This is a genomic window from Hydrogenophaga sp. GW823-FHT04C09, from assembly GCF_058796355.1.
Genome location: NZ_JBXAIO010000005.1, coordinates 217121 through 241041, shown reverse-complemented (window position 1 = coordinate 241041; position 23921 = coordinate 217121). Strand labels below are relative to the sequence as shown.

Sequence of the window (23921 nt, the reverse complement as noted above, 5' to 3'; positions counted from 1 at the left end):
ATGTGTCGACATTGTGTCGACACATTGAAGGCCAAAGGCACTTGGCGCCGGTGCTATCGCTGTGCTTTTGATAGCACAAAATTCAACTAAAACAATGACTTGAAAGCCATTCCAGGCAACTTCACGAGGCTGGCACGCGGGTTGCGAAAAGGCACCGCAGGCAATCCCGCCGGCCGCTTTTTTCGTGAGGTTTCCATGAGCATCGACGCCATCCTGATCGCCCCCGCCCAGTTGCAGGCCCTGCAGTCGTCCGAACCCGTGGTGGTCATCGACACCCGCGACGCCGAGACCTTCGCCGCCGGCCACATCCCCGGTGCGGTGAACCTGCGCGAGGTCTTCACCTACCTCGCCACCTCCACGCCCGAAGGCCTGCAAGCCCTCAAGGCCACCTTCGCCGCCGCGCTGGGCGCCGCCGGCCTCTCGGGCGAAGAGACCGCCGTGTTCTACGAGGACGCGATGAACAGCGGCTACGGCCAGTCCTGCCGCGGCTACTACCTGCTGACCTGGCTGGGCTACCCCAGGATCAAGGTGCTCAACGGCGGCTTCAGCGCCTGGAAGGCCTCGGGCCTGCCGGTCTCCACCGAGGCCGCCACGCCCACACCCGCCACCTTCCCCGAGCTGGCGGGCAGCGACGTGATGCTCACCCAGGCCGACGTGCAGGCCGCGCTGGGCACCGACACCGTGCTGCTCGACGTGCGCGACGTGGACGAGTGGATCGGCGACAGCTCCTCGCCCTACGGCAAGGACTTCGCGCCGCGCAAGGGCCGCCTGCCCGGCGCCAAGTGGGTCGAGTGGTACCGCTTCATGAAGCCGTCCGCCCAGGGCCCGGTGTTCAAGACGCCCGACGAGGTGAAGGCCGAGTGCGCCACCGCCGGCATCGCGCCCGACGACACCGTCTACCTCTACTGCTTCAAGGGCGCGCGCGCGTCCAACACCTTCCTCGCCCTCAAACAGGCCGGCTTCAGCGACGTGCGCATGTACTTCGGCTCGTGGAACGAGTGGTCGCGCGACGAGAGCCTGCCGATCGAGACCGGCCTGCCGTTGGCGAAGTCGAGCAAGAAGCCCAGCCTGGCGCTCGCCGCCTGATCTCAACCCTTCCCGTTTTTCAACCCTGGAGACCCCATGTCCGCCACCGACACCCTTGAACCCACCGCCCCCGCCAGCACCACCGTGAAGGCGTGGCTGCGCCCGATCGACGGCGCCGGCCTCGCCGCCTTCGCCGCCAAGGGCAAGGCCAACCCGGCCAGCCGCGGCACCAACAAGGTCCACACCGTGATGGAGGGCCAGTACCGCTCGCTCTCCACCGTGGGCCAGCACGCGCCGGTGGTGGTGGACGAGCCGCTGCACCTGTTCGGTCAGGACACCGCCCCCGCCCCGGGCGAGATCGTGCTCTCGGGTCTGGGCGGCTGCCTGGCCGTGGGCATCACGGCGGTCGCGACCTGGAAGGGCGTGAAGCTCAGCAAGCTCGAGGTCTTCCTCGAGGGCGACATCGGCAACCCCGCCGCCTGGGGCGCCGGTGGCGCGCTCGAGAAGACGCCGCCCGAGATGGGCTTCCAGGCCATCCGCGTGAAGGTGCTGGTGGAAGGCGACGCCCCGCGCGAGGTGCTCGACGAGATCGTGCGGCACGCCAACTTCTACTCGCCCGTGGCCAACACCCTGCGCAACCCGATCCCGATGACGGTCGACCTGGCCTGAGCGCCGCCGCCTGCCTGCCCCTTCAACCTCCTGGACCGCGCATGAACCCGAACGACCTGCCCCGCGAACTGACCCACGAAACAACGGCCGATGCGCTGCTGGCCGCGGTGCGCACCGTGGCGCAAGGCCCGCTGGCCGCGGTGGTGGAAGCCATCGACCGCGAAGGCCACTACCCGCGCGAGGTGCTGCAGCAGCTGGGCGCGCTCGGTGCGCTGGGGGCCCACCTGGACGCACCGGCCGGGCGCGCCGACTACGGCCTGGCGATCCGCGCCATGGCCGAGGTCTCGCGCGTCTGCGGCGCCACCGGTTTCATGGTGTGGTGCCAGCTGGTCTGCGGCCTGTACATGCAGGCCAGCGGCAACCCGGCGCTGGGCGGCGCGGCGCTGCGGGCGCTGGCCAGCGGCGAGGCCCTGGGCGGCACCGCCATGTCCAACCCCATGAAAAGTTATGCGCAGATCGAGAGCCTGCTGCTCAAGGCCACGCCGGTCGAGGGGGGCCACCTGGTCAGCGGCACCCTGCCCTGGGTCAGCAACCTCGGCGCGGGCCACGCCTGCGGCGCGCTCGCGGCGGTGGTGGACGCGCAGGGCGAGCCACTGGGCCGCGAGCTGATGTTCCTGCTGCGCTGCGACGCGCCTGGTGTGGAGCTGCGCGAATGCCCGAGCTTCTCGGCCATGGAAGGCACCGGCACCTACGCGCTGCGCCTGAAGGACGTGTTCATCGGCGCGAACGAGCGCATGGCCGAACCGGCCAAACCCTTCATCGCGCGCATCCGCGCGGCCTTCGTGCTGCTCCAGTGCGGCATGGCGGTGGGCGTGGCGCAGGGCGCGATCGACAGCATGTGGGCGGTGGAGGCGCAGCTGGGCCATGTGAACCAGTTTCTCGAAGACCGGCCCGACGCCTTGCAGGCCGAGCTGGACGCGCTGACCGCGCGCGTGATGGCACTCGCCGACACGCCGTTCAACGACAGCGTGGACTTCTTCATCGACGTGCTCGACGCGCGCGCCCACGGCGCCGAGCTGAGCCTGCGCGCCGCGCAGTCGGCCCTGCTGCACCAGGGCGCGCGCGGTTACCTCATGAGCTCGGACGTGCAGCGCCGCGTGCGCGAATCGCACTTCGTGGCCATCGTCACGCCCGCCATCAAGCACCTGCGCAAGGAAATCGCGCGCCTGTCCGCCGAGGTGATGCCGTCATGAACACCGCCCCCTCCTTGTCCCCGGTCGCGGCGGCCGTGCAGGCACTCGCGCCCTACCAGACCTACCTCTGCGACGCCTGCGGCTACCTCTACAACGAAGCCGACGGCGACCCCGACGGCGGCCTGCCGCCCGGCACGCGCTACGCCGACATCCCCGACGACTGGGCCTGCCCGCTGTGCGGCGTGACCAAGGCCGACTTCCGGCCTTACACGCCGCCCTCTCTGGAGGCCTTGCGCGCCGCCCTGCCCCGCAGCGCGCCGGTGGCCGCGCGCGGTGGCGCGGCCGGCGTGGTGATCGTGGGCGCGGGCCGCGCCGGCTGGCAGATGGCCGAGGCGCTGCGCGCGCTCGACGCGAAGCGACCGATCACCCTGGTGAGCCAGTGCGCGGGCGACCTGTACGACAAGCCGCTGCTGTCCGTCTCGCTGGCGCGCGGGCTCGCGCCCGACACCCTCGCCAAGGAAAGCGGCCCCGCGGCGGCCGCGCGCCTGAACCTGCGCCTGCTCGCCCACACCCAGGCCGTGCGCATCTGCCCCGACACGCGCACGCTGCGCACCACGCGCGGCGTGCTCCGCTACGACCACCTCGTGCTGGCGCATGGCGCCCAGGCCGCGCTGCCGCCGGCCCTGCCCGCCGCGCTGTGCTGGCGCATCAACCACCTCGACGCCTACCAGCGGCTGCGCGCCGCGCTGGGGAATTCAACGAAGGACGTGGCCATCGTCGGCGCTGGCCTGATCGGCAGCGAACTCGCCAACGACCTCGCGCTCGGCGGCCACCGCATCACCCTGCTGGACGTGCAGGCCGCACCGCTGGCGCGCTGGCCCGCCGAGCAGGCGGGCGCGCCGCTGCTCGATGCCTGGAAAGACCTGGCCATCCGTTTCGTGGGGGGCGTGCAGGTGGCGCGGCTGGAGCCGGTGGCCGGCCGCTACCGGCTCACCACCGCCTGCGGCCAGCGCTTCGCGGCCGACCAGGTGATCGCCGCCGCCGGCCTGCAGACGCCGACCCGGCTGGCGCGCAGCGCCGGGCTCGCGTGGGACCACGGCATCGCGGTGGACGCCGCCACGCTGCGCACCAGCGACGACCGCATCCACGCCCTGGGCGACTGCATCGCGGTGAACGGGCAGCCGAGCCGCTTCATCGAACCGATCGCGCGCCAGGCCCGGGCCATCGCGGCCGAGCTCTGCGGCGCGGCCCGCGCGCCATACGCACCGCGCGCGGCGGTGGTGCGGGTCAAGACCAGCTCGCACCCGCTCACGCTGCACTGAGCTGAGCGGCGCGCGGGCGCTCAGCCCTGGGTCTTCTCGTGCGCCAGCGCGAAGGCGAGGATCACCTCGCGCACCACCTTGCGCTGCCCCACCGGCAGGTTGAGGTAGGCGTCGAACATCTCGCGCTCCTCGAAGCTCAGGGCCTCGTCCCAGCGCTTGCGCTTCTCCTGCACGCGGCGGCGCACATCCGGGCCGTAGCGCAACACCTCGGGCTCCACCTTCAGGATCTCGGCCAGCAGCTGCAGCTTGTCCTGCGCGGGAATGGCCTGGCCCTTGAGCCAGCACGACACCGCCTGAAAGGACACCGAGGTCCCCCAATAGCGGGCATTGAACAGGTTGTGCAGCACGCCGGGCCGGGGCTGCAGACCCACCGCCAGCATGGCTTCGCGCAGCCGTTGAGCGAATTCGAGCTTCTGATTCATGCACCGAACGCTAGTTTTCGGCCGCGCGCGAGATTAATATCCATTTGAGTTTTGAACTCACATCTTGATTGATTTGTTCACATTGTCTCAAGGAGGACAAAGATGACCCAGGCTGTGGCACCCCGCCTCACCCCCACCACCACGGCCCTGCTGCGCTGGTGGTTTGGCCAGGAAGCGATCTGCCTGCGCGGCGGGCAGGGCTTTCATGACCGGCAGCGCCGGGCGATCCAGGACACCCTCATGGCGCACGAAGCGATGGACCCGCACTCGCTGCGGCTGGAGCGGCCCGTGCACCGCCTGGCATTGACCCAGGGAGAGCAGCAGATCGAGGTGCTGCTGGCGCTGCTGGTCTGGCAGCTGCTGAACCGCAACGACGCGCTGGCGGCAGGCACCGACGACGCGCGTTTCACGCACCACTTCATCGCCGTGGCCGCGCACGACCCCGCCCGCGAACGGCTGCGCCAGGTGTTCTTCGGCCGGCCCCGGCCGGGCGGCCGCGGCCAGCGCGACTTCGGCACGAGCGATCTGGTGCGGCTGAGCCCGCTGCTCATCCCCACCGCCCGCCACGAGGAGGTCCACGCCTTCGTGCGCGCCAGCGCGTGCCACGGCGCCCCGCTCTTCCACCAGATCGATGGCGGTGGGGTGATCGCCCTCACCGACGGTCGTCTGGAAGCGCTGGAATGCCTGGCGCGCCTGCCCCATGCCATGCTGTTCGACGACGACACCCGCCCGCCCTACCTGGAGCACTGCGAAGAGGACCGGCACGGCCTGGCCTGGCGCCACCACGTGCGCCGCTTCGCCACCGCGCGGCGCGGTTTTGGCGTGCAGGTGGTGTTCACGCCGCCGCCGGGTCAGGGCCCCGGACAGCCCTGACCGCCCTCAGGCGCTGGGGGTGCCTTGCGCGCGCAGCGGGATCGTGCGGCGCGCGGGGTTTTCCGCCCGCGCGCGCAGCTGGCCGCAGCCGCCTTCCACATCCTGCCCGGCCGACTGCCGCAGCTTGGTGAGGATGCCGCGCCGGTGCAGGCGGCGCGCGATCTCGGCCGCCTGGGCCCAGCTCGGGCGCCGGTACGGCAGGTCGTCCACCGTGTTGTACGGGATCATGTTCAGGATGGCGTACTTGCCGTGCAACAGCCGCACGATGCCCTCGATCTCGTCGTCGCCGTCGTTGATGCCTTCGAGCAGCGTCCACTGGTATTGAATGGGGTAGCCGGTGGCGCGCGCGTAGCGCTCGCCCGCGTCCACCAGTGCCTCGGGCGTGAGGCGGGGCGCGCGCGGCAGCAGCTGCTCGCGCAGACCGGCCTTGGTGGTGTGCAGCGAGAGCGCCAGCGCGGGCTTCACCCGGCCCTGCGGCAAGGCCTCGAACACGCGCGGGTCGCCCACGGTGGAGAACACCAGGTTCTTGTGGCCGATGTTGCCCACGGTGCCCAGCAGGTCGATGGCTTCGAGCACGTTGTCCAGGTTGTGAGCGGGCTCGCCCATGCCCATGAACACCACCTTCTTCACCACGCGGCGCGTGCGCGCCAGCGCCACCTGCGCCACGATCTCGGCGCTGCCGACCTGGCGCACCAGGCCGCCCTGGCCCGTCATGCAGAACACGCAGCCCACCGCGCAACCCACCTGGGTGGACACGCACAGGCCGTCGCGCGGCAGCAGCACGCTCTCCACGGTCTGGCCATCGGCCAGCGCCACCAGCAGGCGCGCCGAACCGTCCTCGCCCGGGTGTTCGGAGCGCAGCACCGCCAGGCCCGCGAGCTCCTCGGCCAGCGCCGGCAAGGCCGCCACCAGCGTCGCGGGCAGGAAATGCTCGACCTGGCGCCGCCCCGCGTCCTGCGGCAGGGACTGCGACCACAGGCGCAGCACGCGCTGCTCGTGGCGGGGGTTGGCGCCGAGCGCGCGCAGGCGTTGGCGGAGGTGTTCGATGCGCATGGGACGAGAAGCTTAGCGCCGGGCTCAGCGGTCGAACAGCGCGGCCAGGGCCGGCCCGACTTCGTCGATGAAGTGGCGCAGCTTGGCCGGCACGAAGCGCTGGCCCGGGTAGACGAGGTGGATGGGGTCGGTGCGCGCGTGCCAGCCCGGCAGCAGCGGCACCAGCTGGCCGTGGTCGACCTCGCGCCGGCACACGTAGTCCGGCAACAGGGCCACGCCCTGGGCGTCGAGCGCGAGGCGGCGGATCAGCCGCATGTCGTTGGCGGCGAAGGCGCTGCGCAGCGGCACCTGCACCCGGGCCTTGCCGCGCGAAAGCGTCCAGCTGTCGCGCCCGAGCGGGCTGAAGCACAGGGCGGCGTGCTGCGCGAGGTCTTTGGGTTGGCGCAAGGCGGGCGCGCGCGCCAGGTAATCGGGGTGGGCGAAGGGCGCCCAGCGCGCCTGGCCGATCTGGCGCGCCACCAGGCTGGAGTCGGCCAGCTCGCCCGCGCGCAGCGCCAGGTCCAGCCCCTGCTCCACCAGGTCGAGCCGGGCGTCGGAAAACACCAGCTCCACCGCCACGCCGGGGTGGCGCGCGCGGTAGCCGCTCAGGATGCCCAGCAGCTGCTCGTCGCCCATGTCGATCGGCAGCGTGATGCGCAGCAGGCCCTGGGCCTCGTGTTTGCCGGCGTCGAGCTGGGCCTCGGCCTGCAGGATCTCGTCCAGCCCGCGCGCGGCCTGGCGCAGGTAGGCCTGGCCGGCCTCGGTCAGGCGCAGTCGGCGCGTGGTGCGCTGCAGCAGCGTGACGCCCAGGCGCTGTTCCAGCCGCGACACGCGCACGCTCAGCGTGGACGTGGGCATGCCCATGAGCCGCGCGGCGGCGCTGAAACCACCGGCCTGGGCCACGCGCACGAACACGAGGGTGTCGTTCAGGTCGGGGTGTTGATTGTTCATCTCATTGAAAAATGATTTGCGATCTTACCGGCTTATCAAGGGAACGCCAGCCCGGTACAGTGCTCTTTCATACAGGAGAACACCCCCATGAAAACCGTTTCTTTCATCCAACGAAGCGCCGGCGGCCACTGGGTCGGCGACGGCTTTCCGGTGCGCAGCATCTTTTCGTACAACGGCGCGGCGGAGCGCTTCTCGCCCTTCCTGCTGCTGGACTACGGCGGCCCGACGAAATTCGAGCCCACCACGAAGCGCCGGGGCGTGGGCCAGCACCCGCACCGCGGCTTCGAGACCGTGACCATCGTCTATGACGGTGAGGTCTCGCACAGCGATTCCAGCGGCGGCGGCGGCACCATCGGCCCCGGCGAGGTGCAGTGGATGACGGCCGCCTCGGGCATCGTGCACGAGGAGTACCACGGCGAGCACTTCGCGAAACAGGGCGGCCCGTTCGAGATGGTGCAGCTCTGGGTGAACCTGCCCGCGCGCGACAAGATGGCCGCGCCGGGTTACCAGGGCATCACGCGCGATCAGATTCCGCAGATCGACCTGCCCGATGGGGCCGGCACGGCGCGCGTGATCGCGGGCGAACTGCTGGGCACGCAAGGCCCGGCCCGCACCTTCACGCCCATGCAGGTCTGGGACCTGCGGCTGAAGGCCGGCCACACCGTGACGCTGCCGGCGGCCGAAGGCCACACCACCGCGCCCTTCGTGCTGCGCGGCCGGCTGCGCCTGGCCGACGGCAAGGAAGTGAGCGCCGCGCAGATGGCCGTGCATTCGCGCGACGGGCAGGACGTGAGCTTCGAGGTGCTGGAAGACGCCACCGTGCTCTGGCTGGCGGGCGAACCGATCGACGAGCCCATCGTGGGGTATGGTCCGTTCGTGATGAACAGCGAGGCCGAGATCCACCAGGCCTTTGCCGACTTCCAGAGCGGCAAGATGGGCCGCATCGCCGGCGCCACGGCCTGAACCCACGAAAGGAAAAGAGATGCTTGAAATGGTGATCACCGCCCGCGAGGCCGATCTGGGCCACGGCCTGAAGGTGCGGCGCGTGCTGCCCTACGCGAAGCGCCGCATGGTCGGCCCGTGGATCTTCGTGGACCACGCCGGGCCGGTGACGCTGGCGGCCGAGGACACGCGCGCCGCCGACGTGCGGCCGCACCCGCACATCGGCCTGTCCACCGTGAGCTACCTGCTCAGCGGCCAGGTCTCGCACCAGGACAGCCTGGGCGTGCACCAGCTCATCAACCCGGGCGACGTGAACTGGATGACGGCCGGGCGCGGCATCTCGCATTCCGAGCGCTTCAAGCACCCGGACTCGTTCGCAGGAGGCGGGCTCGAACTCATGCAGCTGTGGGTGGCGCTGCCCGAGGCCGATGAAGAGACCGAACCGGCCTTCACCCACTACCCTGCCGCCGACCTGCCGGTGCGCGACGAGGGGGGTGTGTGGATGCGCCTGATCGCGGGCGAGGCCTACGGCATGAAAAGCCCGGTGCGCACGCACTCGCCGCTGTTCTACCTGCACACCGAGTGGCAGCCCGGCGCGCGCCTGGCCCTGCCGGGCGGCCACCGCGAACAGGCGGCCTACGTGGCGCGCGGTGAAGTCGAGTACGGCGGTCAGACCTACGTGCCCGGCCAGCTGCTGGTGTTCGGCGACGACAGCGACGCCGTGATCACCGCGCACACCAAGAGCACGCTGATGATCTTCGGCGGCGAACCGCTGGGCGAGCGCCACATCTTCTGGAACTTCGTGTCCTCGCGCAAGGAACGCATCGAGCAGGCCAAGGCCGACTGGGCCGCCGGCCGCATCCCGCTGCCGCCGGAGGACAACCAGGAGTGGATTCCGCTGCCGGGCTAGCCGGGTCCACGGCAGAAGGGCATCTGGTGTATTCTTACCAAATTAAGATCGATGCACCAGGAGCCAGACATGTCTGCCACCGCCACGCTTTCCAGCAAGTTCCAGATTTCCATTCCCAAGGCCGTTCGAGACGAGTTGCATTGGGAAGCCGGTCAGGAGTTCGTGTTCATCCCCAAGAACAAGGGTGTGCTGGTCATGCCCGTGCCTGAGCTTCAGGAACTCGCGGGCATCGCCAAGGGCGCTCGCAAAGATGGCTACCGCGACCGCAAGGACCGCTACTGATGGCCGCGCCCTTGCGGGTGATCGACACCTCCGCCTGGATCGAGTGGTTGGTTGCCTCGCCGATCGGCAAGAAGCTGGGGAAGGAAATCCCGGTCAAAGATTTGTGTATCGTGCCCACCATCGTGCAACTGGAGTTGTCCAAATGGTTGTGGCGCGAACTCGGCGAGTCGCAGGCCGATCAGGTGGTGGCCTACACCATGAAATGCCAGGTGATGCCGTTGGACACCGCCACCGCCCTGCTGGCCGCCGATCTGCATCGGCAGCACAAGCTGGCCACAGCCGACGCCATCGTGTATGCCACCGCCGTGCAACAACGGGCTGAGTTGCTCACCTGCGATGCCCACTTTGAAGGTCTCCCCGGCGTGGTGCTGTTTCCAAAGTCACAGCCCCACTGAACCTGCGTCGTCACAGCCGAGCCAACAGCCGCCCCACACCCGCCAGCGCCGCCTCCCGCGTCGCGCCGTCGGTGGCGCTCTCGGCGAGGTAGGCGGTCACGATCACCGGCGCGCGCTGCGGCGGGAAGGCGATGCCGATGTCGTTGGCATCGTCGCCGGCGGTGCCGGTTTTTTCGCCCACTTGCCAGCCCGCCGGCAGCCCGGCCCGCAGGCGCTTGCCGCCGGTGGTGTTGGCCAGCAGCCATTGCAGCAGCCGCGCGCGCGAGGCCGGTGACAGCGCGTCGCCCACCAGCAGCGCGCGCAGTGTGTGCGCCATGGCGCGCGGCGTGGTGGTGTCCAGTGGCTCTCCACTCGCGGCTCGGCGGTTCAGCTCGGGCTCGGTGCGGTCCAGCCGGGTCACGCGGTCGCCGAGCCGGCGCGCGTAGGCGGTGAGCGCGGCCGGGCCGCCGTAGCTGGCCAGGATGAGGTTGGCGGCGGTGTTGTCGCTGGTGGTGATGGTGGCTTCGCACAGCTGCGCCAGGCTCAGGCCCTCGCCGCCCACGTGGCGCTCGGTCACGGGCGACCAGGACACGAGGTCCTGCCGGCGGTAACGGATGCGCCGCTCCAGCGACTCTTCGCCCCGGTCCGCCCGGTCCAGCACCAGCGCGCTGGCCAGCAGCTTGAACGAACTGAGCATCAGAAAGCGCTCGTCCGCGCGCCAGCCGTGTTCGCGCCCGGTGGCGGTGTCGATGAGGTGCACGCCCAGGCGGCCCCGGGCGGTGGCCTCGATGTCGCGCAGGGCATCCTGCAGCGCGCCGGTGTCGGCCCAAGTATTTCCGTGGATCAGGCCCAGCAGGGTGGCGCCGGAGGCCAGGCAGAAGGTGCGTCGGTCGGTCATGGTGGTTCCTCGTGAATCAGGCCTGCATCGTAGGCAGGACGGCCATCCCGTTCAAACGGGAATAATCGAGGCCACACCACGGAAAAACTTGGGGATTAAAGCGATGGACCTGCCACTCAACGCCCTGCGCGCCTTCGAGGTGTCGGCGCGCCACCTGAGTTTCACGCGCGCCGCGCAGGAACTCAACCTCACGCAGACCGCCGTGAGCCAGCATGTGAAGAACCTGGAGCAGCGCCTGGGCAAGCCGCTGTTCCGGCGCGTGCCACGCGGCCTGGCGCTGACCGACGAGGGCATGGCCCTGTTGCCCACGCTGGTGGACGCGTTCGCGCGCGTCTCGGCCACGCTGGAGAGCTTCAAGGGCGCGCACAAGCGCGAGGTGCTGTCGGTGGGTGCGGTGGGCACCTTCGCGGTGGGCTGGCTGCTGCCGCGCCTGCGCGACTTCCAGGCGCGCCACCCCTTCGTGGAGCTGCGGCTGTTCACGCACAACAACCGCATCGACCTCGCGGCCGAGGGCCTGGACTGCGCGATCCGCTTCGGCGACGGCCAGTGGCCCGGCCTGCAGACGCGGCACCTGCTGGCCGCGCCGCTGGCGCCGGTGGGCGCGCCGGCCCTGGCGCACCGCATCCGCGCGGTGGCCGACCTGGGGCGCGAGACGCTGCTGCGCTCCTACCGCTCGGACGAGTGGGCGCAGTGGTTCGAGGCGGTGGGCGGGCGCGCGCCCCTGCTCACCGGGCCGATGTTCGATTCCTCGCTGGTGCTGGCCGATGCCGCCGCCCAGGGCGCGGGCGTGGCCCTGCTGCCGGTGTCGCTGTTCACCCGCGACCTGCAGAGCGGGCGGCTGGTGCGCCTGTTCGAGGCCGAGGTGGACGTGGGCGGCTACTGGCTCACGCGCCTGAAGACGCGGCGCAAGAGCGCGGCCATGAAGGCCTTCCAGGACTGGCTGGAGCTGCAAGCCCCCGGAACACCCGCGACCTGAGGGCCGCGCTCACAGCCCGAGCGCGCTCAGCCCCGGGTGGTCGTCGGGCCGCCGGCCGAGCGGCCAGTGGAACAGCCGCTCGCTCTCGTGGATCGGCCGGTCGTTGATGCTGGCGTGGCGCTGTTCCATGTAGCCCAGGTCGTTGAACTGCCAGTTCTCGTTGCCGTGCGAGCGGAACCAGTGGCCCGAGTCGTCGCGCCACTCGTAGGCGAAGCGCACCGCGATGCGGTTCGCCTCGAAGGCCCACAGCTCCTTGATGAGCCGGTAGTCCAGCTCCTTCGCCCACTTGCGCACCAGGAAGGCGTGCACCGCGTCGCGGCCCACCGGGAACTCCGCGCGGTTGCGCCAGCGCGTGTCCTCGGTGTAGACCTTGACGATGCGGTCGGGGTCGCGCGAATTCCACGCGTCCTCGGCCAGACGCACCTTCTCGGTGGCCGACCCGCGCGTGAACGGCGGCAGCGGCGGGCGCGGTTCCATCAGTACTGCTTGTATGGGAGGAACTTGCCCGAGAGCACCACGTTCACGCGGTCGCCTTTCGGATCGGCCTGGCGCTCGATGTCCATGCTGAAGTCGATCGCGCTCATGATGCCGTCGCCGAACTCCTCGTGGATCAGCTCCTTGATGGTGGTGCCGTAGACGCTGACGATCTCGTACCAGCGGTAGATCAGCGGATCGGTCGGCACGGGCGTGGACAGCGAGCCCTTGTAGGGCACGACCTGCAGCCACTTCTGCTCTTCCACGGAGAGCCCGAAGATCTTGCCCACCACCTTGGCCTGGGCGGGCGAGGCGGTCATCTGGCCCAGGCACAGCGCCGTGGTCCATTCCTTGGACTGGCCCACCTTCTTGGCCACCTCGGCCCAGCTGATGCCTTTGGACACCTTGGTGGAAATGATCTTTTCGGTGACGTCGAGTCGGTTCATGTGTTGCCTCTTGTTGATGAAACGGTTGAGTGAAAGGGGTCGATCCAGGGACACCGCGGGTCCGGCTCCGCCGGCCCCAGGTGTCGCCCCCCTCTCTGAGGGGGAGGCGCCGAAGGCGACGCAGGGGGTTCAATGGGCTCGCGCACGCGAGACCAAGAAATCCACGATGTGGTTGCGCAGGTCGTAATAACCATCCAGGTGGTGCAGCTGCGCGCGCGTGCGGCTGCGCGGCAGCGGGTTGACCACCACCTCGGCCATGCCGCCGGGCACGTAGCCGTTGGCGCCTTCGCTGCCGTTGCTCATGAGCAGGATGCGGTCGGCCAGCAGGATGGCCTCGTCCACGTCGTGCGTGATCATGAAGACGGTCTGCCGCGTCTCGCGCACGATGCCCATGAGCTCGTCCTGGATGGTGCCGCGCGTGAGCGCGTCCAGCGCGCCGAAAGGCTCGTCGAGCAGCAGCATCTTGGGCTGGATGGCGAAAGCGCGCGCGATGCCCACGCGCTGCTTCATGCCGCCCGAGAGCTGGCTGGGCTTCTTGTCGATGGCCGGGCTCAGGCCCACGAGCGCGACGAACTTTTCGACGTGGGCGTTGAGGTCGGCGCGCGGCATGTCGGGCCAGCGCGACTTCACCGCGAACGCGATGTTCTGCCGCACCGTGAGCCAGGGCATGAGCGCGTGGCTCTGGAACACCACGCCGCGCTCCAGGCTGGGGCCGGCGATCTCGCGGCCGTCCATGAAGCAGTGGCCCGAGCTCGCGGTGTCCAGGCCCGCGAGCACGTTGAGGATGGTGGTCTTGCCGCAGCCGCTGTGGCCGATGATGCAGACGAACTCGCCCTTGTCGATGGCGAAGGAGACATCGGCGAACACCGGCTTGTCGGCCTGGTAGGCCTTGGCGAGTTTTTCAACCTGGAGGAAACCGGTCATCTTGGGGGCTTTCGTTGGGGCCGGTGCGGCGGGCTGGGTGGCCACCGCGCCTTCGCGCACGCTGGACTCACTCCACATAGGTCACCGCCTTCTGGAGCTGGGCGAACATCAGGTCGAGCAGCATGCCGACCACGCCGATGAGCAGCACGGCGAAGATCACGTTGGTGAGCGAGAGGTTGTTCCACTCGTTCCACACGAAGTAGCCCACGCCGGTGCCGCCGACCAGCATCTCGGCGGCCACGATGACCAGCCAGGCGATGCCCATGCTGATGCGCATGCCGGTGAGGATGGTGGGCGCGGCCGCCGGCAGGATCACCTGGAAGGCCTTGCGGATCGGGTTGACCTCCAGCGTGCTGGCCACGTTGAGCCACTCGCGCTTGACCGAGGCCACGCCGAAGGCGGTGTTGATCAGCATGGGCCAGACCGAGCAGATGAAGATGACGAAGATGCCGCTGACGTCCGAGTCCTTGAGCGTGTAGAGCGCCAGCGGCATCCAGGCCAGCGGGCTGATGGGTTTGAGCACCTGCACGAAGGGGTCGAAGGCCTTGCGCATCAGCGGCGACATGCCGATGAGAAAGCCCAGCGGGATGGCCACGGCCATGGCCAGCACGAAGCCCAGGCCCACGCGCGCCAGCGAGTGCGCGAGCTGGATGCCGATGCCCTTGTCGTTCGGGCCCTTGTCGTAGAACGGGTCGGCCAGCTGCGCCCAGCTCGCCTTCGCCACCTCGATCGGCGGCGGGAAGCCGGTGCTCTTGGCCGCGCCGGGATCCTTGCCCATCATCTTGGCGTACTCGATCTCCTCGGCCGTCATGCCGGCCGAAGAACCGCCGATGCTGGGCCCGCTGGTGGAGAGCTGCCAGGCGCCGATGAAGACGGCGAACAGCAGCAGGGAGACCAGCGCGGCGCGCAGGTTGAGGCTCGCGACTTTCATGCTCAGGCCGCCTTCTGGATCGCGAAGCTCTTGAGGTACTCGGCGGGTTTGGCCGGGTCGAACACCTTGCCCATGATGGTGTGCTTGGCATAACCCGGGCCGGCCGCGAAGGGCTGGCCGAGTTCCTTCATGTGCTTGCGCGCGTCGGTGATGAGGAAAACCTTCTCGGCGATCTGCTGGTAGTTCACCTCGCCCTTGATGTAGCCCCAGCGCTGCATCTGCGTGAGCATCCACACCGCCATGCTCTGCCAGGGCATGGGGTCGAAGTCGGCGCGGTCGGGCACGGTCTGGATCTTGCCCAGGCCGTCGGCGAAGCGGCCGGTGAGCACTTGCGTGAGCACGGCCTCGGGCTGGTTGAGGTACTGGCTGGGCGCGATCACCTTGGCGATGAGCTCGCGGTTCTTCGGGTCGCGCGCCATGGCGGCCGAGGTGAGCACCGCGCGGTAGAGCGCGGCGAAGGTGTTGGGGTTCTTCTGGATGAACTCGGTGCTGGTGCCGAAGGCGCAGCAGGGGTGGCCGTTCCAGAGGTCCTTGGTGAGCACGTGGATGAAACCGACCTCGTCGAACACCGCGCGCTGGTTGAAGGGGTCGGGGCCGAGGAAGCCGTCGATGTTGCCCGCGCGCAGGTTGGCCACCATCTCGGCCGGCGGGATCACGCGCAGCTGCACGTCGGTGTCGGGGTTCAGGCCGGCTTCGGCCAGGTAGTAGCGCAGCAGGAAGTTGTGGATCGAGTAGTCGAACGGAATGCCGAACTTGAAGCCCTTCCAGTTCTTCGGGTCGCGGTTGTCCTTGTGCTTCAGGCTCAGCGTGATGGCCTGGCCGTTGATGTTCTGGATGGTGGCCACGTTCATCGGCGTGGCGTTGCTGCCCAGGCCGAGCGAGATGGCCAGCGGCATGGGCGAGAGGAAGTGCGAGGCGTCGTACTCCTTGTTGATCATCTTGTCGCGCACCAGGGCCCAGCCCGCCGTCTTGGTGACTTCGACGTTGAGGCCCTGCTTGCTGTAGAAGCCCAGCGGGTGGGCCATGATCAGCGGCGTGGCGCAGGTGATGGGGATGAAGCCGACCTTGAGGTTGGTCTTCTCCAGCGTGCCTTTCTTGGTGCCGGCCTCCTGCGCCAGGGCTTGCAGGCTGGTCACCGGCAGCACGCTGGCGATGGCGGCCATGGCCGTGCCCTTGCCCACCGCGCGCAGGAAGCGGCGGCGCATCTCGTCCTGCGGGAACAGCGCCTTGACCAGGGTGGCCTCGATGAACTCGTTGCTGTAGGCCTCGAACTCGGCGGTCTCGCTGCGCCGGCGCAGTTCGATGGCGGCGCTGTCGGCGGCCACCTCGGCGTGGTGGTCGGCCACGGTGTGCTCGCGCCCGCAGCTGCACTTCATCATGAGCGGACGATCGGCGTTGTAGGGATCGAAGAAGTCGGACATGGCGCACCTCGTGTGTTGAAGACGAGGGGCTCTTTGCAAGCACCGGGCCAGAAGCCGGGTGCCGCGCGCTGCGTGGCGCAAGTCGTGCCGCGCCGACCGACGCGGTGTAGGGCCAGCCCTACAAAACGCGGCCTTTCAGGCGATCTCAGGCGCTTTTGGGCGCGCGCGCGTGGCGTTCGGCGTAGAGCGCGAGTTCCACGTCGTTCTTCGCGCCGGTCTTTTCGAGCACGCGCGCACGGTAAGTGCTCACGGTGTTGGGTGCCAGGCCGAGCTGTGCACCAATTTCGCTCACGGTGCGGCCCTGGGTGAGCAGACGGTAAACCTGGTACTCGCGGTGCGAGAGCGCCTCGGGCCCGCCCTGCGCGCCCGCGCTGCCCACGGCGGCGGCCAGCGCCTCGGCCGTGGCCTGGCTCACGAACACCGCGCCGCCGGCGGCCTTGCGCACGGCGGCGAGCATGTCGTCGGGGTCGGCGCTCTTGTTCAGGTAGCCGCAGGCACCCAGGCGGATGCAGCGCACCGCGTACTGCTTCTCGGGGTAGGTGCTGAGCATGAGCACCGGCAGGCGCGGGTGCTCGCGCTTGATGGCCTGCAGCACGTCCAGGCCGTCGAGCCCGGGCATGGCGATGTCGAGCAGCACCAGGTCCAGCCCCAGGCTGCCGCCGAGCTCGCGCACCTGCGCCAGCACGTCCGGCCCGGTCTGGGCCTCGGCCACCACCTGCACATCGGGCGCGTCGGCCAGGATCTGCTTGAGCCCTTCGCGCACGATGCGGTGGTCGTCGCCGATCAGCACGCGGATGGTCTCGGCCAACAGGTCGAAAGAGGTGTTCATGTCTATGCCTGTGTCTCCGGGAGCAGCGTCACCGTCAGGCACATGCGCGTGCCCTGGCCTGGTGCGCTCTCTATTTGAATGTCGCCACCGAAATGGCGCGCCCGCTCGCGCATGCCCATCACGCCATAGGCATTCGCGGCCTCGAAGGCCTGCGGCGGCGCGCCCACGCCATTGTCCTGCACGGTCAGTTGCAGGGCAGTCCCCCGCACGACGATGTGGACACCCAGGCGGTCGGCGTGCGCGTGGCGCCCGACGTTGCTGAGCATCTCCTGGAAGATGCGGAACACCGCCATGGCCAGGGGCTCGGGCGGCTCGGGGGCGTCGGCCACGGCCAGGTGCCAGTCCAGCGCCAGCTCGGCCGACTGCACGAATTCCTGCGCCTGCCACTCCAGCGCGGCCCACAGGCCCTGGTGGTCCAGGATGCTGGGGCGCAGGTCGGTGATGATGCGGCCGACGTTGTCCACCGCGGTCTCGATCAGCCGGCTCATGTTCTGGCACTTGCAGCGCATGCGCTCGCGCATGTCGTGCGCGGCGTCGGCGCTGCGCTGCTCCTGCTCGGACAGGCGCTTGTCCATCCAGTTCACGTCCATCTTGAGCGCCACCAGCAGGCTGCCGAGCTCGTCGTGCACCTCGCGCGCGATGCGGGTGCGCTCGTCCTCGCGCACGGTTTCCGAGCGGGCGGCCAGTTCGCGCACCTGCTTCAATGCGGTGGCCAGCGCGAGCGTGCGCTCACCCACACGTTCCTCCAGCTGATCCTTGGCGCGCCGCAGGGCGTCGGCGGCGCGCTTGCGCTCGGTGATGTCGACGAAGGTGACCACCGCGCCGCGCACCTCGCCGCCGTCCACGATGGGGTGGCTGGAGTACTCCACCGGGAAGCTGCTGCCGTCGCGGCGCCAGAACACCTCGCTGTCGATGCGGCAGGGCAGGCCCTGGCGGAAGGCGTTGAAGATCGGGCAGTCCTCCACCGGGTAGTGCGCACCATCGGCGTGCGAGTGGTGGGTGAGGTCGTGCATGTTGGAGCCCAGCAGCTCGGCCGGCTCGAAGCCGATCATGCGGGCCCCGGCGTGGTTGATGAACACGCACAGGCCGTCGAGGTCCACGCCGAACACCCCCTCCCCGGTGGAGGCCAGCAGCAGCGCGAGCGGGTCGCGCCAGGCGCCGGTGGTGGCGGGCGCTTCGGGCCGGCTGACGAGGTGGTTGGCGTCCAGGTGCATGGGCCTTACCCAAGCAATCGATGTGCCAAAGCGGTGCATGGCGCCAGAAGGCACGACAATCGCTTGGTTTGCCCACCCCGCCCACCCGTCACCCGCCATGGCCTTGTTCAACACCCTGTTCGGCGCGCGCCCCGCCAACGAGCGCCGCGCCCGCGCGAGCGCTTCGGGCACGGCCCGGCGCGCGGCGGAACTGCTGCGCTCGGCGAACGCGCTGATCCAGCTCAGCGAAGGCGAGGCGCTCACCGTGGTGGGCTACATGGAGATGCGCCACTGCGCCGAAGGCGAGGCCATCATCCGCCAGGGCGACAGCGGGGGCAGCGGTGACGACGGCTTCATGGCGCTGGTGGTGGAAGGCGAGGTCACGGTCGAGGCGCTCAACGTGAGCCGCGTTGACGCCCAGACCGTCAACGTGCTCGGCCCCGGCCACCTGATGGGCGAGATGTCGCTGATGGACGGCGCGGCGCGCTCGGCCACCTGCACCGCCAGCACCGAAGTGCGCTGCGCGGTGCTCACGCGCGATGCGCTGGAAGCGCTGATCGCCGAAGAGCCCGCCACCGCCGCCAAGCTGCTCAGCGCCGTGGCGCTGCGCCTGAGCCGGCGCCTGCGCGAGGCCGACAGCAAGCTGCAGCTCTACAGCCAGCTGGTGTTCTCCATGCAGCAGGAGATCGACCGGCTGGTGCCCGACCTGGACTGAAGCGTCAGGCCTTCGCCGTGCGCGCGCTCCAGAGCATGGTGATGGCCAGAATGGACAGCACCACGCCCAACGCCACCGCGACCGGGATCTTGTAGATGTCGATCAGCAGCATCTTGGTGCCGATGAAAACCAGGATCAGCGCCAGCCCGTAGTTGAGCAGGTGAAAGCGGCTCGCCGCGGCCTGCAGCAGGAAGAACATGGCGCGCAGGCCCAGGATGGCGAACACGTTGCTGGTCAGCACGATGAACGGGTCGCGCGTGACCGCGAAGATGGCCGGGATGGAGTCGACCGCGAAGATCACGTCGGTGAAACCGACCAGGCAGATCACCATGAGCAGCGGCGTGGCGATGCGCTTGCCGTTCTCCACGGTGAAGAACTTCTCGCCGTCAAAACCCTTGCTCACGGGCAGCACGCGGCGCAGCAGCTTCAGCGCGGGGTTCTCGTCCAGGCTGGGCTCCTGGCCGGCGGCCCACCACATCTTCACGCCGGTGAGCACCAGGAAGGCGCCGAACACGTAGAGGATCCAGTGGAACTGCGCCAGCAGCCAGCCGCCCACCAGGATCATCACGGTGCGCAACACGATCGCGCCCAGGATGCCGATCATGAGCACGCGCTTCTGGAACGCCGCCGGCACGGCGAAGTAGCTGAAGATCAGCAGGAAGACGAAGATGTTGTCGACCGCCAGGCTCTTCTCGATCAGGTAGCCGGTGAGGAATTCGAGCGACTTCTCGGTCGCGATCGCGCTCGAACCGGTGGCGTCCTTCACGGCCCACCAGAACAGGCCGTTGAACAGCAGGCTGAGCGCCACCCAGGCGAACGACCAGTTCAGCGCCTCCTTCACGCCCACGGCGTGCGAGCCCTGCTTCTTGAGCACGACGAAATCCACGAACAGAGCCGCCACGACGAACACGACGAAGACGACCCACAGCCACAGCGGGGCAATGCTTTCCATTGAAAAACCTCAGGTTGGTGTTGAACAAACACCCCAAGGTCTTGTCACCACCGCGCGTGGCGCGGCTCTGGATTCCCGGTGGCCCGCAGGCCACGTAATGACGGAAACCCCGCCCACCGAGGCCCGGCTGGACGCCGGGTGGTGGACTGACTACTCCCCTTGAAGGGAACGGCGATTATGCACGAGGTCCTTCAAACCCCGCGCCGCCGTGGGACTTCAGGCCGCTTCCTTGTAGAAGAAGTCGCGCCGCACGCTGCGCGGCGCCATGGGCTCCACGCTCAGGCGGATCGCCTCGATGTGCTGCGGCGTGGTGCCGCAGCAGCCGCCCACGATGTTGACCAGACCTTCGGCCGCGAACTCGCGCAGCAGGCGGCTGGTGTCGGCCGGCGTCTCGTCGAAGCCGGTGTCGCTCATGGGGTTGGGCAGGCCGGCGTTGGGGTAGCAGCTGATGAAGGTGTCGCCCGCGGCCTTGGCCAGTTCCTGGATGTAGGGGCGCATCAGCGCCGCGCCCAGCGCGCAGTTCAGGCCCACGGCCAGCGGCTGCAGGTGGCGCACGCTGGCCCAGAAGGCGGTCACGGTCTGGCCGCTGAGGATGCGGCCGGAGGCGTCGGTCACGGTGCCGCTGATGATCAGCGGCAGGCGCTGGCCCGACTGCTCGAAGAACTCGTCCACCGCGAACAGCGCGGCCTTGGCGTTGAGCGTGTCGAAGATGGTCTCGACCAGCAGCACGTCGGCCCCGCCTTCGACCAGGGCCTCGATCTGCTCCAGGTAGGCCGCGCGCAGCTGCTCGAAGGTGACGTTGCGCGCGCCGGCGTCGTTCACGTCGGGGCTGATGCTCGCGGTCTTGGGCGTGGGGCCCAGGGCGCCGGCCACGAAGCGCGGCTTGTCGGGCGTGCTGAACTTGTCGCAGGCCTCGCGGGCGAGGCGGGCCGAGGCCAGGTTCATCTCGCGCGCGAGGTGGCCCATCTCGTAGTCGTCCTGCGCGATGGTGGTGGCGCCGAAGGTGTTGGTCTCGATCAGGTCGGCGCCGGCGGCGAGGTAACCCTCGTGGATGTCGCGGATCACGTCCGGGCGCGTGAGGCTGAGCAGCTCGTTGTTGCCCTTGACGTCCTTGTGGAAGTCCTTGAAACGCTCGCCCCGGTACTCGACCTCACCCAGCTTGAAGCGCTGGATCATGGTGCCCATGGCGCCATCGAGGATGGCGATGCGGTGCTTCAGGATCTCGGGCAGCGCCTGGGCGCGGGTGTAGGCAGGGGCGTTCATGCCCTGGATTGTAGGTAGCCTCCCAGGCCCAGGGCCCACGGTCATCCGGGCGGCCCTGCGAATTCCCCGACAATACCCGCCATGAAACACCTCACGCCCCAGCAGGCCTGGGCCTGGCTGCAGGCCGAACGCGAGCAGCGCGCGGCCCGTGGCGAAGAGCCCCCGCTGTTTGTCGACGTGCGCATGGAGATCGAGTCGCTCTACGTGGGCCGCCCGCCCGGCGTGGAGAACATTCCCTGGTACGAATACCCCGACCTCACGCCCGACCCGGCGCGCTTTGCGTCGTCGGTCGAACAGGAGGCCGGCGGCAAGCACCGGCCGATCCTGCTGATCTGCCGCAGCGGCAAACGCACGCTGGACGCGGGCCAGGCCCTGGAGGCCGCCGGCTTCAGCGACGTGGCGCACGTGCTGCACGGCTTCGAGGGCGAACTCAACGACGACTTCAAGCGCTCCAGCCTCAACGGCTGGCGCCACGACGGCCTGCCCTGGGAGCAGATGTAAAACGGATGACCGAAGCCATCGACATCGCCCCCGGCAGCGAAATCCTGGAAACCAGCCTCGGCGTGTTGCACGAGGTGTTCGGCTACGACGCCTTCCGGGGCCCGCAGGCCGACATCGTCTCGCACGTGGGCGCCGGTGGCGACGCGCTGGTGCTCATGCCCACGGGTGGCGGCAAGTCGTTGTGTTACCAGGTGCCGGCCATCGTGCGCGAGCGCGCCGGCCAGGGTCTGACCGTGGTGGTTTCGCCGCTGATCGCGCTGATGCACGACCAGGTGGGCGCGCTGATCGAGGCTGGCGTGGCCGCGGCCTTTCTCAACTCCAGCCTGTCGCTGGAAGACGCGCAGCAGGTCGAGAAGCAGATGCTGCGCGGCGAGCTCACCCTGCTCTACGCGGCGCCCGAGCGCCTGACCACGCCGCGTTTCCTGGCCCTGCTGGACTCGCTGCACGAGCGCGGCAAGCTCAGCCTGTTCGCGATCGACGAAGCGCATTGCGTGAGCCAGTGGGGCCACGACTTCCGCCCCGAGTACCGCGCCCTGGTGGTGCTGCACGAGCGCTACGCCGGCGTGCCGCGCGTGGCCCTGACGGCCACCGCCGACGACCTCACGCGCGCCGACATCGTCGAGCGCCTGCAGCTGCAGGAAGCGCGCACCTTCATCAGCAGCTTCGACCGGCCCAACATCCGCTACCAGCTGGTGGAGAAGAAGGACGCCACAACCCAGCTGCAGCGCTTCATCCGCGACGAGCACACCGGTGCCGACGGTCACGACGCCGGCATCGTCTACTGCCAGTCGCGCCGCCGGGTCGAGGAAGTGGCCACGATGCTGTGCGAGGCCGGCTTCAACGCGCTGCCCTACCACGCGGGCCTGGACGCGGCCGTGCGCCAGCGCCACCAGGACCGCTTCCTGCGCGAGGAGGGCCTGATCATGGTGGCCACGATCGCCTTCGGCATGGGCATCGACAAGCCCGACGTGCGCTTCGTGGCCCACCTGGACATGCCCAAGAACATCGAGGGCTACTACCAGGAGACCGGCCGCGCGGGCCGCGACGGCGAGCCCGCCAACGCCTGGATGGCCTACGGCCTGCAGGACGTGGTGAACCAGCGCCGCATGATCGACGAAAGTCCGGCGGCGGACGAATTCAAGCAGGTGCTGCGCGGCAAGCTCGACGCGCTGCTCACGCTGGCCGAAGCCAGCGACTGCCGGCGCGTGCGCCTGCTGTCGTACTTCGGCGAAGCCAGCCAGCCTTGCGGCAACTGCGACAACTGCCTCACGCCGCCCGAGCTGCACGACGCGACCGAATCGGCGCGCAAGCTGCTCTCGTGCATCTACCGCGTGCAGCAGGCCAGCGGCACCGCCTTCGGTGCCGGCCACATCATGGACATCCTGCGCGGCAAGGCCACCGACAAGGTCAAACAGTACGGCCACGAGAAGCTGTCCACCTTCGGCATCGGCGCCGACCTCTCCGAAACCCAGTGGCGCGCGCTGCTGCGCCAGCTGATCGCGCGCGAGGCGGTGCAGGTGCACGACGCGCCCTACAACACCCTGCACCTGGCCGACGCGGCGCGCGACATCCTCAAGGGCCAGAGCCCGGTGTGGCTCAAGTCGCTGGCGGACAAGTCCACCAGCTCGGCGCGCAGCGGCCGGCAACGCGCTTCGCGCGCCACCGCCAAGGACGATGGCGTGCCGCTCAGCCTGTCCGAACGCGAATGCCTGGAGGCCCTCAAGGCCTGGCGCGCGGGCGTGGCGCGCGAGCACAACCTGCCGGCCTTCGTGATCTTCCACGACGCGACCCTGCGCGCGATCGCCGGCCGCAAACCCGAAACCCTGGCCGATCTGGACGGCATTGCCGGCATCGGCCAGAAAAAGCGCGAAGCCTACGGCTCGGACGTGCTTCGGGTCGTGAGTGCTTTCGTCTGATGCCAGCCGGGCGCTTTCCCGGCCTTTGATTACCTAGGTTCTAGACCCTCAACCGCCTGTCGGCGCACCGCCTGTCGGGCCCCGCTGCCGCTCAAGCTTGCGCCTGCCGCGCCGATGTTTCAGATGTAGCCGGAGGACTTCTTGTCCCCTCGGCCTGAGACCCACGAAACGGAGCGCGTCATGTTTTTCAGGTTGCCATGGTTTGGCAAATCCCGGCAGGTACAGCCGCAGTACCACGACACCCAGGTGCTGGAACTGGATTTTCTGGTTGACGAGTTCCATGAAGCCATGGCCGACATCAAGGACCCGGTGCGCCAGCGCGTGCACGCCGCGCTGATGTCCTGCCAGACGCCCAAGGATCTCTGGTTCCTGCGCAGCAAGCTGTTCAGCCTGATTTCCAAGCACCACTGCGAAAGCGTGGCCAACAGCCGCGTCGCCCGGCTCGACCAGAAACTGCGCTTCTTCGTCTCCAACCACCCCGAGTACTCGGCGGACGACCTGCCCAGCGGCCCGATGGCCTTGTTGCACTGACCATCCCCCCTGCGC

27 protein-coding genes are annotated in these 23921 nt (G+C 69.1%); 14 read left to right on the top strand and 13 right to left on the bottom strand.

The window, feature by feature from the left end; all coding sequences use genetic code 11:
* Positions 1-195: 195 nt before the first annotated feature.
* Genes AC1Q9M_RS15995 through AC1Q9M_RS15980 form a run of 4 tightly spaced genes read left to right on the top strand, consistent with a single transcriptional unit; the run spans position 196 to position 4150 of the window.
* Positions 196-1086: a sulfurtransferase gene (locus AC1Q9M_RS15995; protein ID WP_492434582.1), complete on the top strand. Its 891-nt coding sequence runs from the start codon at positions 196-198 to the stop codon at positions 1084-1086.
* A 36-nt stretch (positions 1087-1122) separates the two neighbouring features.
* Complete coding sequence (locus tag AC1Q9M_RS15990; RefSeq protein ID WP_492434581.1) at positions 1123-1695, top strand: OsmC family protein; 573 nt, start codon at positions 1123-1125, stop codon at positions 1693-1695.
* Positions 1696-1736: 41 nt separating this feature from the next.
* Positions 1737-2888 carry an acyl-CoA dehydrogenase family protein gene (locus tag AC1Q9M_RS15985; RefSeq protein ID WP_492434580.1) on the top strand — a complete coding sequence of 384 codons (1152 nt, stop codon included), beginning with the start codon at positions 1737-1739 and terminating at the stop codon, positions 2886-2888.
* Positions 2885-4150 (top strand): FAD-dependent oxidoreductase, encoded by a 1266-nt coding sequence (locus AC1Q9M_RS15980; protein ID WP_492434579.1) that lies wholly within the window; start codon positions 2885-2887, stop codon positions 4148-4150. The genes AC1Q9M_RS15985 and AC1Q9M_RS15980 overlap by 4 nt, the downstream gene beginning before the upstream one ends.
* A 20-nt stretch (positions 4151-4170) precedes the next feature.
* On the opposite strand, the gene AC1Q9M_RS15975 is transcribed toward AC1Q9M_RS15980, so the two are convergent.
* On the bottom strand, positions 4171-4572 hold the full coding sequence (locus AC1Q9M_RS15975; protein ID WP_291115161.1) for a transcriptional regulator: 402 nt from the start codon (positions 4570-4572) through the stop codon (positions 4171-4173).
* Positions 4573-4674: 102 nt separating this feature from the next.
* On the opposite strand from AC1Q9M_RS15975, the gene AC1Q9M_RS15970 reads away from it, so the two are divergent.
* Entirely contained in the window at positions 4675-5445 is a 771-nt protein-coding gene (locus AC1Q9M_RS15970) for a hypothetical protein (protein ID WP_444687851.1), read from the top strand.
* Between the two features lie 6 nt (positions 5446-5451).
* Here AC1Q9M_RS15970 and AC1Q9M_RS15965 read toward each other — a convergent pair whose 3' ends face one another.
* Positions 5452-6498 (bottom strand): RNA methyltransferase, encoded by a 1047-nt coding sequence (locus tag AC1Q9M_RS15965; protein WP_492434578.1) that lies wholly within the window; start codon positions 6496-6498, stop codon positions 5452-5454.
* Positions 6499-6522: 24 nt separating this feature from the next.
* Entirely contained in the window at positions 6523-7428 is a 906-nt protein-coding gene (locus AC1Q9M_RS15960; RefSeq protein WP_492434577.1) for a LysR family transcriptional regulator, read from the bottom strand.
* A gap of 87 nt (positions 7429-7515) precedes the next feature.
* Between AC1Q9M_RS15960 and AC1Q9M_RS15955 the strand changes: the two genes are divergently transcribed.
* The 4 genes from AC1Q9M_RS15955 (at position 7516) to AC1Q9M_RS15940 (ending at position 9957) form a co-directional block, all read left to right on the top strand.
* Entirely contained in the window at positions 7516-8391 is an 876-nt protein-coding gene (locus AC1Q9M_RS15955; protein WP_382322722.1) for a pirin family protein, read from the top strand.
* Between the two features lie 19 nt (positions 8392-8410).
* Positions 8411-9280, top strand: a complete 870-nt coding sequence (locus AC1Q9M_RS15950; protein ID WP_382322721.1) for a pirin family protein — start codon at positions 8411-8413, stop codon at positions 9278-9280.
* Between the two features lie 69 nt (positions 9281-9349).
* Positions 9350-9562: an AbrB/MazE/SpoVT family DNA-binding domain-containing protein gene (locus AC1Q9M_RS15945; protein WP_382322720.1), complete on the top strand. Its 213-nt coding sequence runs from the start codon at positions 9350-9352 to the stop codon at positions 9560-9562.
* Positions 9562-9957 carry a type II toxin-antitoxin system VapC family toxin gene (locus AC1Q9M_RS15940; RefSeq protein WP_492434576.1) on the top strand — a complete coding sequence of 132 codons (396 nt, stop codon included), beginning with the start codon at positions 9562-9564 and terminating at the stop codon, positions 9955-9957. The genes AC1Q9M_RS15945 and AC1Q9M_RS15940 overlap by 1 nt, the downstream gene beginning before the upstream one ends.
* 10 nt (positions 9958-9967) lie before the next feature.
* On the opposite strand, the gene bla is transcribed toward AC1Q9M_RS15940, so the two are convergent.
* The gene (gene bla, locus AC1Q9M_RS15935) at positions 9968-10834 is read right to left on the bottom strand and encodes a class A beta-lactamase (RefSeq protein WP_492434575.1); all 867 of its coding nucleotides are present in this window, start codon (positions 10832-10834) and stop codon (positions 9968-9970) included.
* Between the two features lie 103 nt (positions 10835-10937).
* On the opposite strand from bla, the gene AC1Q9M_RS15930 reads away from it, so the two are divergent.
* Positions 10938-11810 (top strand): LysR family transcriptional regulator, encoded by an 873-nt coding sequence (locus AC1Q9M_RS15930; protein WP_492434574.1) that lies wholly within the window; start codon positions 10938-10940, stop codon positions 11808-11810.
* A gap of 9 nt (positions 11811-11819) precedes the next feature.
* Here the strand turns inward: AC1Q9M_RS15930 and AC1Q9M_RS15925 are convergent, their stop codons facing one another.
* The 7 genes from AC1Q9M_RS15925 to AC1Q9M_RS15895 all read right to left on the bottom strand — a co-directional run bounded on the left by AC1Q9M_RS15925 (position 11820) and on the right by AC1Q9M_RS15895 (position 18049).
* Positions 11820-12287, bottom strand: coding sequence for a nuclear transport factor 2 family protein (locus tag AC1Q9M_RS15925; RefSeq protein ID WP_492434573.1), 468 nt, complete (start codon positions 12285-12287; stop codon positions 11820-11822).
* Entirely contained in the window at positions 12287-12730 is a 444-nt protein-coding gene (gene cynS, locus AC1Q9M_RS15920; protein WP_492434572.1) for a cyanase, read from the bottom strand. The genes AC1Q9M_RS15925 and cynS overlap by 1 nt, the downstream gene beginning before the upstream one ends.
* 129 nt (positions 12731-12859) lie before the next feature.
* The gene (locus AC1Q9M_RS15915; protein WP_492434571.1) at positions 12860-13732 is read right to left on the bottom strand and encodes an ABC transporter ATP-binding protein; all 873 of its coding nucleotides are present in this window, start codon (positions 13730-13732) and stop codon (positions 12860-12862) included.
* Positions 13722-14585 (bottom strand): nitrate ABC transporter permease, encoded by an 864-nt coding sequence (gene ntrB / locus AC1Q9M_RS15910; RefSeq protein WP_382163424.1) that lies wholly within the window; start codon positions 14583-14585, stop codon positions 13722-13724. Before ntrB ends, AC1Q9M_RS15915 begins: the two co-directional genes overlap by 11 nt.
* A gap of 2 nt (positions 14586-14587) precedes the next feature.
* Complete coding sequence (locus AC1Q9M_RS15905; RefSeq protein WP_444687847.1) at positions 14588-16006, bottom strand: CmpA/NrtA family ABC transporter substrate-binding protein; 1419 nt, start codon at positions 16004-16006, stop codon at positions 14588-14590.
* 145 nt (positions 16007-16151) lie between these two features.
* Positions 16152-16835: a response regulator gene (locus AC1Q9M_RS15900; protein WP_382163426.1), complete on the bottom strand. Its 684-nt coding sequence runs from the start codon at positions 16833-16835 to the stop codon at positions 16152-16154.
* Between the two features lie 2 nt (positions 16836-16837).
* The gene (locus AC1Q9M_RS15895; protein ID WP_492434570.1) at positions 16838-18049 is read right to left on the bottom strand and encodes a sensor histidine kinase; all 1212 of its coding nucleotides are present in this window, start codon (positions 18047-18049) and stop codon (positions 16838-16840) included.
* Positions 18050-18146: 97 nt separating this feature from the next.
* Here AC1Q9M_RS15895 and AC1Q9M_RS15890 point away from each other — a divergent pair, with 97 nt between their 5' ends.
* Positions 18147-18743, top strand: coding sequence for a cyclic nucleotide-binding domain-containing protein (locus tag AC1Q9M_RS15890; RefSeq protein WP_492434569.1), 597 nt, complete (start codon positions 18147-18149; stop codon positions 18741-18743).
* A gap of 4 nt (positions 18744-18747) precedes the next feature.
* Here AC1Q9M_RS15890 and AC1Q9M_RS15885 read toward each other — a convergent pair whose 3' ends face one another.
* Entirely contained in the window at positions 18748-19695 is a 948-nt protein-coding gene (locus tag AC1Q9M_RS15885) for a TerC family protein (RefSeq protein WP_492434568.1), read from the bottom strand.
* A 216-nt stretch (positions 19696-19911) separates the two neighbouring features.
* Entirely contained in the window at positions 19912-20958 is a 1047-nt protein-coding gene (locus tag AC1Q9M_RS15880) for a homocysteine S-methyltransferase family protein (protein ID WP_382322711.1), read from the bottom strand.
* 81 nt (positions 20959-21039) lie between these two features.
* Between AC1Q9M_RS15880 and AC1Q9M_RS15875 the strand changes: the two genes are divergently transcribed.
* From AC1Q9M_RS15875 to AC1Q9M_RS15865, 3 genes are all read left to right on the top strand, one after another.
* Positions 21040-21459, top strand: a complete 420-nt coding sequence (locus AC1Q9M_RS15875) for a rhodanese-like domain-containing protein (protein WP_382163436.1) — start codon at positions 21040-21042, stop codon at positions 21457-21459.
* A 5-nt stretch (positions 21460-21464) separates the two neighbouring features.
* Entirely contained in the window at positions 21465-23375 is a 1911-nt protein-coding gene (recQ, locus tag AC1Q9M_RS15870) for a DNA helicase RecQ (protein ID WP_492434567.1), read from the top strand.
* A 180-nt stretch (positions 23376-23555) separates the two neighbouring features.
* On the top strand, positions 23556-23906 hold the full coding sequence (locus AC1Q9M_RS15865; protein WP_291120422.1) for a hypothetical protein: 351 nt from the start codon (positions 23556-23558) through the stop codon (positions 23904-23906).
* Positions 23907-23921 lie beyond the last annotated feature (15 nt).

Coding starts and splice junctions, on each gene's coding strand:
- AC1Q9M_RS15995 (WP_492434582.1), top strand. CDS start 196: ATGAGCATCGACGCCATCCTGATCGCCCCCGCCCAGTTGCAGGCCCTG.
- AC1Q9M_RS15990 (WP_492434581.1), top strand. CDS start 1,123: ATGTCCGCCACCGACACCCTTGAACCCACCGCCCCCGCCAGCACCACC.
- AC1Q9M_RS15985 (WP_492434580.1), top strand. CDS start 1,737: ATGAACCCGAACGACCTGCCCCGCGAACTGACCCACGAAACAACGGCC.
- AC1Q9M_RS15980 (WP_492434579.1), top strand. CDS start 2,885: ATGAACACCGCCCCCTCCTTGTCCCCGGTCGCGGCGGCCGTGCAGGCA.
- AC1Q9M_RS15975 (WP_291115161.1), bottom strand. CDS start 4,572: ATGAATCAGAAGCTCGAATTCGCTCAACGGCTGCGCGAAGCCATGCTG.
- AC1Q9M_RS15970 (WP_444687851.1), top strand. CDS start 4,675: ATGACCCAGGCTGTGGCACCCCGCCTCACCCCCACCACCACGGCCCTG.
- AC1Q9M_RS15965 (WP_492434578.1), bottom strand. CDS start 6,498: ATGCGCATCGAACACCTCCGCCAACGCCTGCGCGCGCTCGGCGCCAAC.
- AC1Q9M_RS15960 (WP_492434577.1), bottom strand. CDS start 7,428: ATGAACAATCAACACCCCGACCTGAACGACACCCTCGTGTTCGTGCGC.
- AC1Q9M_RS15955 (WP_382322722.1), top strand. CDS start 7,516: ATGAAAACCGTTTCTTTCATCCAACGAAGCGCCGGCGGCCACTGGGTC.
- AC1Q9M_RS15950 (WP_382322721.1), top strand. CDS start 8,411: ATGCTTGAAATGGTGATCACCGCCCGCGAGGCCGATCTGGGCCACGGC.
- AC1Q9M_RS15945 (WP_382322720.1), top strand. CDS start 9,350: ATGTCTGCCACCGCCACGCTTTCCAGCAAGTTCCAGATTTCCATTCCC.
- AC1Q9M_RS15940 (WP_492434576.1), top strand. CDS start 9,562: ATGGCCGCGCCCTTGCGGGTGATCGACACCTCCGCCTGGATCGAGTGG.
- bla (WP_492434575.1), bottom strand. CDS start 10,834: ATGACCGACCGACGCACCTTCTGCCTGGCCTCCGGCGCCACCCTGCTG.
- AC1Q9M_RS15930 (WP_492434574.1), top strand. CDS start 10,938: ATGGACCTGCCACTCAACGCCCTGCGCGCCTTCGAGGTGTCGGCGCGC.
- AC1Q9M_RS15925 (WP_492434573.1), bottom strand. CDS start 12,287: ATGGAACCGCGCCCGCCGCTGCCGCCGTTCACGCGCGGGTCGGCCACC.
- cynS (WP_492434572.1), bottom strand. CDS start 12,730: ATGAACCGACTCGACGTCACCGAAAAGATCATTTCCACCAAGGTGTCC.
- AC1Q9M_RS15915 (WP_492434571.1), bottom strand. CDS start 13,732: ATGTGGAGTGAGTCCAGCGTGCGCGAAGGCGCGGTGGCCACCCAGCCC.
- ntrB (WP_382163424.1), bottom strand. CDS start 14,585: ATGAAAGTCGCGAGCCTCAACCTGCGCGCCGCGCTGGTCTCCCTGCTG.
- AC1Q9M_RS15905 (WP_444687847.1), bottom strand. CDS start 16,006: ATGTCCGACTTCTTCGATCCCTACAACGCCGATCGTCCGCTCATGATG.
- AC1Q9M_RS15900 (WP_382163426.1), bottom strand. CDS start 16,835: ATGAACACCTCTTTCGACCTGTTGGCCGAGACCATCCGCGTGCTGATC.
- AC1Q9M_RS15895 (WP_492434570.1), bottom strand. CDS start 18,049: ATGCACCTGGACGCCAACCACCTCGTCAGCCGGCCCGAAGCGCCCGCC.
- AC1Q9M_RS15890 (WP_492434569.1), top strand. CDS start 18,147: ATGGCCTTGTTCAACACCCTGTTCGGCGCGCGCCCCGCCAACGAGCGC.
- AC1Q9M_RS15885 (WP_492434568.1), bottom strand. CDS start 19,695: ATGGAAAGCATTGCCCCGCTGTGGCTGTGGGTCGTCTTCGTCGTGTTC.
- AC1Q9M_RS15880 (WP_382322711.1), bottom strand. CDS start 20,958: ATGAACGCCCCTGCCTACACCCGCGCCCAGGCGCTGCCCGAGATCCTG.
- AC1Q9M_RS15875 (WP_382163436.1), top strand. CDS start 21,040: ATGAAACACCTCACGCCCCAGCAGGCCTGGGCCTGGCTGCAGGCCGAA.
- recQ (WP_492434567.1), top strand. CDS start 21,465: ATGACCGAAGCCATCGACATCGCCCCCGGCAGCGAAATCCTGGAAACC.
- AC1Q9M_RS15865 (WP_291120422.1), top strand. CDS start 23,556: ATGTTTTTCAGGTTGCCATGGTTTGGCAAATCCCGGCAGGTACAGCCG.